General features: G+C 72.2%; 11 protein-coding genes. 1 reads left to right on the plus strand and 10 read right to left on the minus strand.

Features of this window, described 5'->3' with window-relative positions; genetic code table 11:
- Positions 1-27: 27 nt before the first annotated feature.
- The 10 genes from ACIQF6_RS00315 to ACIQF6_RS00360 form a co-directional block, all read right to left on the minus strand.
- Complete coding sequence (locus tag ACIQF6_RS00315; RefSeq protein ID WP_400888244.1) at positions 28-1,257, minus strand: hypothetical protein; 1,230 nt, start codon at positions 1,255-1,257, stop codon at positions 28-30.
- A gap of 308 nt (positions 1,258-1,565) precedes the next feature.
- Complete coding sequence (locus tag ACIQF6_RS00320) at positions 1,566-2,126, minus strand: RICIN domain-containing protein (RefSeq protein WP_400888246.1); 561 nt, start codon at positions 2,124-2,126, stop codon at positions 1,566-1,568.
- A 389-nt stretch (positions 2,127-2,515) separates the two neighbouring features.
- Positions 2,516-3,115, minus strand: a complete 600-nt coding sequence (locus ACIQF6_RS00325) for a class I SAM-dependent methyltransferase (protein WP_400888247.1) — start codon at positions 3,113-3,115, stop codon at positions 2,516-2,518.
- A gap of 193 nt (positions 3,116-3,308) precedes the next feature.
- Entirely contained in the window at positions 3,309-3,695 is a 387-nt protein-coding gene (locus ACIQF6_RS00330; RefSeq protein WP_400888249.1) for a hypothetical protein, read from the minus strand.
- Between the two features lie 218 nt (positions 3,696-3,913).
- A complete protein-coding gene (locus tag ACIQF6_RS00335; protein WP_400888251.1) occupies positions 3,914-4,834 on the minus strand; it encodes a UbiA family prenyltransferase in 921 nt (306 codons plus the stop codon).
- Positions 4,789-6,084 carry a cytochrome P450 gene (locus tag ACIQF6_RS00340; protein ID WP_400888254.1) on the minus strand — a complete coding sequence of 432 codons (1,296 nt, stop codon included), beginning with the start codon at positions 6,082-6,084 and terminating at the stop codon, positions 4,789-4,791. The genes ACIQF6_RS00335 and ACIQF6_RS00340 overlap by 46 nt, the downstream gene beginning before the upstream one ends.
- Entirely contained in the window at positions 6,081-6,476 is a 396-nt protein-coding gene (locus tag ACIQF6_RS00345; protein WP_400888256.1) for a nuclear transport factor 2 family protein, read from the minus strand. Before ACIQF6_RS00345 ends, ACIQF6_RS00340 begins: the two co-directional genes overlap by 4 nt.
- A 77-nt stretch (positions 6,477-6,553) precedes the next feature.
- Positions 6,554-9,391: a PEP/pyruvate-binding domain-containing protein gene (locus ACIQF6_RS00350; protein ID WP_400888257.1), complete on the minus strand. Its 2,838-nt coding sequence runs from the start codon at positions 9,389-9,391 to the stop codon at positions 6,554-6,556.
- A gap of 2 nt (positions 9,392-9,393) precedes the next feature.
- Complete coding sequence (locus ACIQF6_RS00355; protein WP_400888259.1) at positions 9,394-10,035, minus strand: methyltransferase family protein; 642 nt, start codon at positions 10,033-10,035, stop codon at positions 9,394-9,396.
- Positions 10,032-10,889, minus strand: coding sequence for an AfsA-related hotdog domain-containing protein (locus ACIQF6_RS00360; RefSeq protein WP_400888261.1), 858 nt, complete (start codon positions 10,887-10,889; stop codon positions 10,032-10,034). The genes ACIQF6_RS00355 and ACIQF6_RS00360 overlap by 4 nt, the downstream gene beginning before the upstream one ends.
- Before the next feature lie 425 nt (positions 10,890-11,314).
- Here ACIQF6_RS00360 and ACIQF6_RS00365 point away from each other — a divergent pair, with 425 nt between their 5' ends.
- A complete protein-coding gene (locus ACIQF6_RS00365) occupies positions 11,315-12,166 on the plus strand; it encodes an NAD(P)H-binding protein (protein WP_400888263.1) in 852 nt (283 codons plus the stop codon).
- Positions 12,167-12,168: the final 2 nt, after the last annotated feature.

The raw sequence follows: 12,168 nt of genomic DNA on the forward strand, positions 1-12,168 counted from the left end.
GGGTTTCGTCGGCACGGGCTTTCGCCGTCATGAGCCGAGGAGGGACTCGCGATTCGGTTCGTGCTGATGCAGGTCGAGGGCGAGGTTGCGGAATGTCTCGACGAGGTATTCGCCGGGCAGGTCCTTCCGGTGGAAGACCGCGCATCGGACATTCGTTCCGGTGGTGGCGAACGACACGTAGGCGTCGAGTGCGATGGAGGAGGGAGCGGAATGCGCCATGCTGGCGCCCACCAATGGGGCTCCGCCGATTTCCAGATTCGGGAGGGACCCGGAACTCGCGGTCAGTCGGACGTTCACGATGACCGGCCTGGCCGCTCTTCGGGCGATTGCGTTCGGGAGCAGGGACAGAACGGCACGTCGGGTGTCCCGTTCATTCGTCCGGCGGGCCCGGCTGGTCTGCCGGTGGATTTCCCGGAGCATGTCGTCCGGCGACACCGGGGCTTCGGCCGGAATCCGGAGGAGGTACCCGGCCGTGAAATTTCCGGGGGCGTACCGCTCGGAAGGGCGACGGGTCGACATCGGGACGAGCAGCGTCGGGTGCGGCATGCCGACGGCCCGGGCGGCGCGGGCGAGCGTGGCGAGGCACAGGTCGTTCTCCGTGACGCCCCGGCGCTTCGCCGCAGCCGCCAGGAACGACCGGTCGATGTCCCTGAAGTGCCACTTCAGCGGAGTCCGAGGGTCGTCGACCGCGCCCGTCCGCGCGTTCTCCAGGGTGGCGCCGACGTCCCGGACGATGTTGATCGCCGCGCGCGCGGTCGGCCGGCGTCCGGGGCGCAGCCCCAGCGGCCCGTCCTGCGGATCGCCGAGCAGGGCCTGGAGGTTCTGGACCATGCCGACTCCGTCCTGGAGGGCATGGTTCGCGCGGTAGATCACCGTGAACCGGTGCGCGCTGTAGCCGGAAAGGAACAGCATGTCCCACTGCGGATCCGGTGCGGCCGGGAACGGGCGGTCGAAGAGTTCGGTGATCGCGCCGCGAAGGGATTCCTCGCCGGAGATGTCCGGCCGGTGGGAGAAGGTGATCGAGGCGGTCGGAGTGCCGACGCGCCACCTTCTCGCTCGTGCGGAATCCGGAAAGGTGAGGCCGAGGGTGGGGAGTTCTGATGCCCGATCGCGAATGCGCGCATGCAGGGCGACTGTGTCGGGGAGGCTTCCGGCGAATTCCAGAATGAATCCGGCGGTCAGGCCCGGGCGCAGGTCCAGGAACACTTGATCCACCGGGCCGATGCGCCGCACGTGCCGTCGCTGCGGCATTGTCATGGTGACCCGGGACTCTCTTTTTGTTCGAGGAGAAGAATGGCCGTCTTCGTGCGCCGATGAGGATCTTGCCCTGAGGGCGCGTTCAAATGCCAGGCCGATCACGCGATCGAGTGATATAACGCCAATTCCCCGGCATGGTAGAAGGGCGGCGGGGTATTTCGCGGGCGGGCCCGCACCCGGGCGGGCGGCAGGCGCCCGGGGCCGGGTCGGCGACACCGGGTGGCACCGGCCCGCCCCGGAGCGGGGTGGGCCGGTGCGGCGGTCCCGGCCACGACGGTCCGGGACGACGGGACGTCAGGGGAACGGCGTCAGAAGTTGACCCGGGGCATGAGCCCGATCCAGGTCTGGTTGAGGCCGCCGTTGTAGCCCCAGGTGACCACGGGGGTGCCGTCGGCGGAGTTGAAGCCCGGTACGTCCAGGACCAGACCGAGAGCGTCGATCGGGCCGACCGAGGGCGAGTTGACGCCGGGCACACCCCAGTCCTGGTTGGCGGGCGCGGGCCGCTCGCCGCACTTCCACTGGATCACCTGGGTGCCCCACACCGTGCTGGACCCCGGGATGTCCAGGCACATGCCGCTGTGCGCGTTCACGGTGAAGTTGTTGCTGCTCACCGTCCACAGCTGATTGTCCCCGCCGTGGCAGGTCCACTCGCGCACCGGGGCGCCCGCGTCGGTCCGCCAGTCCGCGACTTCCAGGCACTTACCGGTCGCCTGGTTGCGAAGCTCGAAGCGCGGCGTGCTGCGCGGGATCTGTTCGGCCCGGGCCACACCCGGTGCCGCTACGAGCAGCCCGGCGACGAGCAGCCCGGCCGTGACGGCGGGTGGAACGGCCCGGAGGCGGGGTCTGGCGGCGGGAACGGAATCGGTCATGACGATCCTCCAACACTGCGACGGGTGACGGAATCGACCGGGAAGGAGAACACAACTCCCTTCCGGTACCGCAGGGTTGGACCACCGAACCGGCAAGAAGGTTGTACCGGCCGCGGAAACCCGCCGCACGGCGAGAGCGCGCGCCAGGGCCTGCTCCCGCCGCGCGGCGAGAGCGCGTGCCAGGGCCCGCAGGCCAGGAACCGGGCATCGACGGGCAGCGTCCCACGGACGCGGACGGCGAGCCGCGCACCGGGACGACCGACCTGGCAGCTCAGGACAGCGACGCCGGTGTCCGCCGCCGCGTCACCGACCCCCTCGCCCGACTCGCGCTCCGCGCGCCCCGGCGCCGGAGACAAGCACTGGTCGACGGCGCCCCCGGGGAGTCGGGGTCAGCCCTGGGCGGGGCTCAGGACCCAGACGCCATAGGAGTCGTTCGCGGGGTGCAGCTCGTAGCTGCCCGCCCGCAGGTCGACGCGGAGTCCGGCGTCCGTCAGGTCCGCCTCGAACTCCGCCGGGGTGTAGGCGCGGGCGTGGGCGGGTGCGTCCCGGAGGTGGAAGCCGACCAGGATCCGGCCGTTCTCGCCGAGCACGGAGCGCATCGCGCGCAGGGCCTCGCGTTCGGTGCCCTCGGCCAGGTAGACCATGACGTTGCCCACGCAGACGACCAGGTCGAACGGGCCGTCGCCGGGGGCGAGGTCGAGGATGTCGCGCTCCTCGATCGGCAGTCCGGGGTAGGTCTCCCGGGCCTGCCGGACCAGTGCCCCGTCGGGCTCGATCGCGACCACGTCGTGCCCCCGCCGCAGCAGCGCCGCGGCTACCCGACCCATGCCCGCGCCCGCGTCGAGCACCCGGCCGCCGCGGGGCAGGAGCGTGTCGGCGAGTCGGGCTTCGCCGTCGATGTCCTTGCCGGAGGAGACCAGCTCGGCGAACCGCTTGCCGAAGTTTCCACTGTTTCCCGCCTCCTGCCAGCGGGTTCGTCGGGTCGCCATCGGTATGAGCCCTCCGTCTGTCGGCGTGATCCTGTCCATGGTTCGCATCCTAGGACGACGCCGCCGCCGGTCACGGCCACCGATCCGGGACTGCCCCCGGGGCCCGCGGAACACAGGGACGCGGAACACGGGCCCGCGGAACACGGGCCCGCGGAACACGGGGACGGTGCCGCGGGGTCGGGGACGAACCGGGCTACCGGGTGACCCACAACGCCAGGACGCCGAACACGGTGATCGACGCGAGGAGTTGCGCGAGCATGGCGGGCGGAGCCGCCTCGTCCTCCGACTCGCCCTTCTCCTTCGCCTCCATCAACCGACGCGCCAGCTTCCTGCGGTGGCCGACGATGCCCACCGGGAAGCACGCCATCGCGAACGAGTACATGGCGAGCACCGTGGCCGCTTCCATGTGCTTCCCGAAGTAGCTGCCGACCCCGAAGAGTGCCATCGCGAGCGGCACCGACGCGGTGCTGATCCGATGCGTGCGGGTGGGCATCTTCGGCACCAGGAGCACCCAGAACACCACCGTCGTCAGGACCGCCAGCCACCACCACGACGCCGTACCAAGTCCCAGCGGATACATCGCACACCCCCAAGGCCCCCGGCTGTGGAGCCCGCATCGAACACCGGCACCACAGCGCTGCTCCGTCACGGCCGATCGATCACAGCCGATCACTCGCAGCCTAGCGACAACCTGGCCGGTCGGGCGGAGAGACCGTAGGTGATCGAACTGAAACGGCCGACCCGGCCGGCGGGAGTACCGCCGGCCGGGTCGGCCGTGTGGTGGTCGGTGATGCGTTGTCAGTAGCTCAGGCCGAGCATGAAGTAGCAGATGAAGACGGCCAGTTGGTAGAGCCCCGGGGCGAGGGGGGACCAGCGGGGAGCCCGTTTTCGCCAGAACTGCCGGCCGGCGAGGGCGGGCAGCAGGAGGGGGAGGACCGCCAGTGGCACCAGGGTGGGTGTCGACCGGGCCCCGGTGATCAGGAGCGCGGCGGAGAGGACCGGGGCGGCGAGGGCGATGCCGATCGTGCCGGCGAGGCCGAAGATGTCGACGTAGCTGCGCTCACCGGGCCGACGGATTCGGGTGATCTTCTTCGCCAGCTCCAGGTGGACCGAGGCGAACACGAGGATCACCACGGCGAGCACTCCGTGCCGGTCCGGGGAGAGCGAAGTGGTGTGCAGGTAGCGGGCGTAGAGGTAGAGGTGGAGCAGCAGCGGCGCCGGATAGCTGACCGCCAGACTGAGCAGCAGCCGGTCCCCGGAGGGCCAGCGCAGCCAGTGGTGGAGGGAGAGCACGATGGCGCAGTAGACGAGCTGGCCGGCCATCAGGGCCAGCGCGACGGGGTTGTCCACGTTGAGTGCCAGCACCACCACCGACCCCACCGCGCACAGCACGGCCAGGTCGCGGACGCTCACCGCGCCGCTCGCCAACGGCCGCCGGGGGTTGTGCCGGCGGTCGTAGTCGAGGTCCCGGAAGTCGTCCGCGGCGCGGTGCATCAGCAGCATGACGGTGAGTGTCACCGCGGCGACGACGGTGTCCGCACCGGGCCGCCAGGGCGGACTGTGCGGCTGGACCGCGGCGAACAGTCCGGTGACGCCGAAGGCCCAGGCCCAGGCGAACAGCACCGAACGCACCGGGGGGTAGCTGCCGGCCACGTAGCGGGCCCAGCGGCGGATCACGTCGCGTCCCCCGTCGTCCGCCACCGCACCGGCAGCGTCCACACCCCGCGCATGAACATCCGGGTGCGCCAGTCGAGTTCCGTCTCGTCCACGGCGAGTTCGAGGCGGTCGAGGCGGCGCAGGATCGCGGCCAGGCCTTCCTGGAGCTCCACCCGGGCGTGGGCGGCGCCGAGGCACAGGTGCCGGCCGTACCCGAAGCCCAGGTGCGGGTTGGCCGCGCGGTCGGGGCGGAACTCGTCGGGATCGGCGAACACGTCCTCGTCCCGGTTCGCCGAGTCCGTGAGCGGGACGACGACCTGCCCGGCCTCGACGACCGTCCCGGCCAACTCCACCGCTTCGAGCGTCACATGCGGCTGGCCGCCGGTGCCGCCGAACCACACCCAGCGCAGCAACTCCTCGACCACGGCGGGGATCGTCGACGGGTCACGGCGGAGCGAGTCGGCCAGCCCCGGGGTGCGCAGCACCTGGAGCACGCACATCGCGAGGTGCGTGGCGGTGGTCTCGCCGCCGGCCATCATGAGGCCGAAGCCGAAGACGACGATCTCCTCGTCGCTGAGCCGGCTCCCCTCGGGCGCGGTGAGCAGCGAGGTGAGCAGGTCGTCGCCGGGCTCGCCGGCCCCGATCGCCTGCCGCCGCTGCGCCACCTGCTCGAAGAAGTAGGCGTACATGGCCCGGTGGGCGGCGTCGACCTGGTCGGCCGGGAACCGGCCGGCGGACATCATGACGGTCACCTGCGGCAGCAGCAGGTCGAGGTCGGCGATCGGGACGCCGAGCATGTCGCAGATCACCCGGTAGGGGTAGGGGGTGGTGAACTCGGCTATCAGGTCGGCCGTTTGGCCGCCGGATTCGAGGCGGTCGAGCAGTTCCTCGGCGATCTCGGCGATGCGGGGCCGGTCCTGTTCCGCCCGGCGGTGGGTGAACCGGAACTGGACCTCGCTGCGGCGCCGGGTGTGCGTGGGGGCGTCGCTGGTGACCAGGGCGAGCGATGTCGACTTCCGGGCGAACAGGGTGCCGTTGGCCCAGGCCTCCCGGCTGAAGCGCGGATCGGACAGCACCGTTTTGACGTCGGCGTGGCGGGTGACCAGCAGCGCGCTGCGGCCGCCGGCCATCCGGACCGGAACCAGCGGCTCGCCGCGGAAGAGGGCGAGGTACTCGCGGTCCAGGCTGACGCCCGGTCGGTCGGCGAGCGGGAAGTGCGGGCACGCGGCGGCGGAGGAGGCGGAAGCGGGGTCGGATCCGGCGTCGGGTCCGGCGTCGGGTCCGGCGGGGCGGTGCGCGGTCCGGTCGGTCACGCGAACCATCCCTCGGCGGGCTCGCGTCCGGCGTCCGGGTCGCTGTGCCAGTACTCGTGCAGGCTCGCGCAGCGTCCGTCCTCGGCGAAGCGCAGCGCGAGGCAGCCCGCGGCGGTCCGGGGTGCGCCGGTGGCGGGGTCGTGCAGGATGCACCACCACTCGACGCTGGCGCGGTCGCCGGACGCGATCGGGGTGCCGAACCAGACGATCGGATCGGTCTGCCGCGACAGCGTGGTGGTCCAGTGCTCGGCGATCGCCGGTCGGCCGACGTGGGCGGTGCCGTAAGGGCCCTGGTGGTACGAGGCGTCCTCGGTGAACAGCTCGGCGATGGCCTGCGGGTCGCGGGCCTTCCAGCGTTCCCCGATCAGGTCGATCCACTGGTGGACGTGCACATCGTCTCCTTGAACGTTGGCGGACTCCCGGTGTTCCGGGAGGGGAGGCAGGTGATCTGGGCCGGGCACGCGCACGGCTACTCCGTCCCTGCTCGGGTCACTGCCTCGGCTGCGGCTGCGGCTGCGGTTTCGGCTGCGGCTTCGGCCTCGGACAGCAGGCGCACCGTTCCGGTGTCGCCGTCCAACTCCACCCAGGCGCCGTCCGGGACGGCCGTGAGGGCCCGGGGCACGGCGACCACGGTCGGGATGCCCAGCAGCCGGCCGCTGATCGCCGTGTGCGAGATGAGGCTGCCGCGCTCGACGACGATGCCCTTGGCCGCCATCATCAGCGCCAGCCAGCCCGGATCGGTCTCCTTGGCGATGAGGATGCGGTCCGTGCAGGACTGCGGAGGGACCGAGGCGTCCCGCACGATCTTGGCGCGGGCCCGGACCCGGCCGCTGCTGGACGCCAGGCCGCGCAGTACGCCGTCCTCGGTCTGGCCCGCGGCGCGGTGGGTGTCCTGACGCGACGTCAGTGCGACGGGCACCGGGACATCGGCGGGCACGGTGAAGTACGCGGGCGGCTCGGCCTTCTCGGCGGACCGGTCCAGCTCGGCCCTGCGCCGGAGCACGACGGCGCGGAGGTCGGTCTCGGTGAGGGTGCCGTCGAACGCGCCGAGGACTTCCTCCACGTGCAGGTGCACCAGGTCGGCGGTGTCGTCGAGCATTCCCGCGGCGACCAGCCGGTCGCCCAGTCGCCACAGCACCTCACGGGAGATGCCGTACAGCTGGCTGCGGCAGAACCGGGTGTCCTCGCGGGCCTTGACCGAGAACCGCAGCGACGCCAGTGCGGCGCCCAGCGCGGCTCGGGGCAGCGGGTTGGGGCACGCCTCGCGCAGCGCCTGCCGCGCCTCGGCCCCGGCCCGCGCCTCGTCGGCCAGGTTGGCCGCGACGGTCAGGCCCTGGGTGATGAACGGCCGCAGGGTCGGCAGGATCATCCACGGCTCCTGGCGGGGGGTGCGCGCCTCCAGCTTCAGGTCGTGCAGCGCGCGGTCGCCGTAGGTCGTCAGGTGCTTCCTGAAGGCGGCCTCGATGTCGGCGCCGTACCGGCCGTCCACGATCTCGGCCCAGACCTCGCGCTCCGGCCGCTCCAGTACGGCGTCACGCAACTCGGGCCGGGCGGCGGCCAGTTCGGCCAGTGCGATGGACGAACGGACGGATGCGAGGGTGCGGTTGGGCTTGCCGCCGCCGAGCAGCCGCGGCAGCAGCGCGGAGCCGCCGGCTACCCAGCGGTTCAGCAGCGCGTTGGCGGACGCGAGGGCGGCCAGCGTGAAGTAGGTCGTCACCATCGTGGTGCCCCACCGCTGTTCGGCCTCGGCCCACATCCGCCGGTAGCGGGCGATCAGTTCGTCGGTCGAGCAGTGCTCCAGCGACGCCGAGTCGGCCGCCAGGGCGTCCCACCAACGCAGGAAGCGGCGCAGTCGCGCGGGCTGCCGGGCGTACATCCAGACCAGCCGCGGGAGGGCGGGCAGGACGGTCGCCCACGGCCTGCGGTGCTCCGGATGGACCACGCCGGTCCGCTCGGTGAGCCCGAGCGAGCGCTCCCACAGCGGTCGCATCAGTGCGAAGCCGGGGACCTGGCTGTGCAGCGCGTACCAGGCGTCCAGCCGGTAGAACACCCGGCCGTCCAGGTAACCGATCATGCGGCTGAGGTGGTACTGGTTCTGCCGCAGGGACTGCCCGCTCACGCCGAAGCGCCGGTAGAAGTCGGTGAACCCCATCCGGTAGAAGACGCGGGCCTGGGAGTAGGTCAGGGCGCTGGTCAGGCCGGGGAAGCTCTCGGTGAGGTTGTGGTTGGTCCACGGCGTTCGCCGGCCGGCGTCCGGCTGATCGGCGTCCGACCGTTCGGCACCGGGCCGTTCGGCGTCCCGCGCGCCGGTGTTCCGAGTGCCGGCGTCCCGCGTGCCGCTGTTCTGCGTGCCGGTGTTCTGCGGGGCGGCCACCACCACGGGCCGGGACTGCACCAGGTGGATTCGGCCGTCCGCGGTGATGGCGCCCTCGACGTCCTGCGGCCCGCCGAAGAGTTCCGCCGCCTCGGCGGCCAGGGCGCAGATCCGGCGCACGTCCGCGTCCGTGAGCACCGGCGGGTCCGCGAGTTCGGCGGGCACCGCGAGCGGGACCGGTCCGTCGCCGGGCCGGTCCGCGACCAGGCCGACCATGACGGACTTGCGGACGGTGTCGCGTTCGATCGCGCCGGTCGGGCCGTCCACGAAGAAGTGGTCGATGTCCGCCTTCTCCTGCACGATGCCTTCGCCGATGCCGTGCGCGGCGGCGATCACCCGCCGGTCGGCGCCGCTGCGCGGGTCGCGGGTGAACACCACGAACGACCGGACGCCCGGCACCATGCGCTGCACGCCGACGGCGACCCGGGCCGCCGTCGGATCGACGCCCCGGCGCACCCGGTAGAGCACGGCCTCGGGGTTGTACGCGGAGGCCCAGCAGTCCACGATCCGGGCGAGCACGGCGTCGCGGTCCACGTACAGGAAGCTGTCGGACAGGCCGGCGAACGGATCGTCGGCGCCGTCCTCGCCGGCGCCGTCGGCTGCCGCCGCCACGCAGGCCCGGACGGCCACCAGGCCTGTGCCGTCCGTCAGTTCGTCGAACTCGGCCAGCACCTGCTCGGCCAGTGCGGCCGGCACGCCGCCGGCGCGGATGCGGGCGCGGGCCGCCGCCGCCCAGTCGACCAGTTCCTCGGTGGTCGCCTCCGGTCCGGGGAACGCGGCGGCGGTCCGCTCCGAGGCCGGGAACGCCTCCGCGCTCACGCAGTAGAACCCGGGCACGGGCAGTCCGGCCCGGCTCATCGCGTACTGCCGGGCGAACTTGTGTCCCACCGTCGCGGGATCGGCCAGGGCCGGTCCGTTCAGAACGAGCTCCACGGCTACCACACTCCCGGGATGAGGCGGGCCCGCCCGCTCGCGTAGTCGGGGTAGCCGGGCACGACCCACAGCACCCGTTCCTCGACGAGGATCCGCCAGATGACGCACGTGCACAGCGCGACGAACATCAGCACGCTCAGCGGGTTGAGGAAGAACGCGACGAACCCGGCGTTGGCCAGCAGCATCCCGGTGTAGGCGGGGTGCCGCGCGAACCGGTACGGGCCGGTGCTGACGATGGAGTGGTCCGAGTAGCGGACCACGTGGTGCGAGTAGAACCGGCCCAGGGTGCGGATCGCCACCAGCCGGAGCGCGACCGCGCCGGCGGACACCGCGATCGGCGCGATCAGCCACGGCGACCACCGGTCCCACGGCAGCGGCCACAGCACCGCGGCCATCGCGGTGCCGGCCCGGCTGAGCGCGTACGGCAGGAGGGTGCTGTTCTCGGCGGCACTCTGCGACGGGTGCCGCACGCTGATCCGGGCCTCGGCCAGGATCCACAGCAGATAGGCGGAGGCGAACAGGGCCGCCACCAGGTGCGGCGCGGGGCCGTCCGCGGTGAGCAGCAGCACGATCGCGACGACGATCGCGGCGGACGCCACCGGCAGCAGGGCGCGCAGGCAGAGCACGACGGCACGCTGGTTCATCGGGCGCTCCGACTCGCCGACCGGAAGCGGGCGTACACCTCGGGCCGCATGATCTTGCCCGTGAAGGTCAGCGAGCCGACCACCTGGCCGTCGTCGCCGTCCGCGTCGCCACCGGCGATCAGGTCGAACCGGAACTCGGTGCGGCTGGCGGAGATCGGCACCGTCTGCCAGCGCAGCGCCAGCGGGAGCGAGTGCGGTAGTCCGAGCGGCAGGTCGACGGCGACTCCGCGCAGCAGGACCTGGGTGTCCAGCGACCAGCCGCCCGTACGGTGGGTCAGCCAGGTGGACAGCTGCCGGCCGGCCTCGACGACGGCCTCCGTCCGGTGGACGCCGGGGCGTCGGCCGCTCATCGCGTGGCTCTCGGCCGGGGGCACCACGGCGGCGGTGACCAGGCCGTCGGCCACGGAGGGATCGCCGATCATCACGTTCTCCGGGCGCACCCGGTGCACCAGTGACGCCTGTGCGGGCGGATGCCCGGTCCGGTCGGGGCGGACCGGCCAGGCGGGCGCGGCCGCCGACGAGATCGCCACCCAGCCGTCGGCGACGAGCTCCGACTCCTGCGCTATTCGTACCGCGTGCCGCCCGTCCTCGAACGGGCCCACGCACAGCTCCAGTTCCGGTCCGAGCTCGGCCATCGAGCGGAACGAGATCGCCGCCTCGACCCGGCCCGCCGCGGGTACGGGGGCGCCGACCACCACTAAGTCCGCCATGGCGCAGACCAGCAGCATGCCGGGAACGTGGTCGAGCGGGTGGTCGAAGAAGAACGGATCGCTCTGGTCGACCGTCAGGCCGGCCAGCCAGCCGTCCCCGCCGTTCGACGGCCGAACGGGGCCGAGCAGACTGCTTCGGGACACGTCCGGAATTTCGGACGTCAGTGCTGCATGCGTCATTGTTCCGAATACCTCGATTTCCTTGCCTTCCAGGCCCAAAGGGCGCGGAGCGCACCCGTGGGACCGGGGCAGGCGGTGGGGGGCAAAAGGCGCACGGCGGTGTCTACTGCTCGTTTCTTGATTTTGGCTCGTGTCCAACTCGCAGTAACCTCGGGCCAGTACGAGGTCCGAGTGTGGGGGACGCCCCGGCCGGGCGGTACGCGCAGCGGGCGGGTCTGCGTATACGGGCAGCGGGTCTGCGCATACGGGCAGAGGAAATGCACCGTCAACCGTCGTATGGCAAACAGTTGCTACTCTTCTGTATTCTCCAGATCCCGGTTGCTCCACCGGTATCCCCTCGATCCCGTTGGCACGGCGCCGGATTCCTTCCAATGACGGGAATGTGCGCTGTGATTCTTCTGACTGGCGTCACCGGGACGATCGGCCGCGAGGTGGCCCGACTGCTGGTGCCGACCCGGCCGGTGCGGGTGCTCGTCCGGGACCCGGCGCGACTGGCCCTGTCGGGCCCCGGCGTCGAGAACGTCGAGGTCGCCACGGCCGCCTACGCGGACCGCGACGCGCTGCTCCGGGCGCTCGAAGGCGTCCGGGCGGCGTTCCTGGTGACCAACGACCCCACCCAGCCGGACGACGAACGGTTCGTGGCGGCGGCGGCCGCGGCGGGGGTGCGCCGGGTGGTGAAGCTGTCCGCCTTCGCCGTCGGCGAGGAGGACGCGGACGATCTGATCACCCGTTGGCAGCGGGCCAACGAGGAACTGATCCGCGGGTCCGGCCTGGAGTGGACCTTCCTCCGCCCGCGGGCCTTCATGTCGAACAGCCTCGCCTGGGCGTCGTCCGTCCGCGCGGAGGGGGTGGTCCGGTCCCTGAACCCCGGCTCGGGCAACGCGTGCGTGGATCCGCGCGACGTCGCCCGGATCGCGGCGTCGGCCCTGACCGGGCCGGGCCACGCCGGCCGGATCCACTCCCTGACCGGGCCGGAGGCCGTCACCCCGGCCGAGCAGGCGGCGCACCTCGCCGAAGTCATCCAACGCCCGCTCGACGTCGAGGAACTGACGCTGGATCAGGCCCGTGCGCAATGGTCGCGGCGCTATCCGGCCCCGATCGTGGAGGCGCTGCTGGAGAGCGCCGTGCGGCAGGCCCGCGGGCTCAAGGCGACGGTCGACCCGACCTTCGAGCGGCTGACCGGCGAGCGACCGCGGCCGTTCCGGACCTGGGCGGCCGACCACGCCGCGGCCTTCGCCTGACG

It is taken from the genome of Kitasatospora sp. NPDC092948 (assembly GCF_044754805.1).
Taxonomy (GTDB): Bacteria; Actinomycetota; Actinomycetes; order Streptomycetales; family Streptomycetaceae; genus Kitasatospora.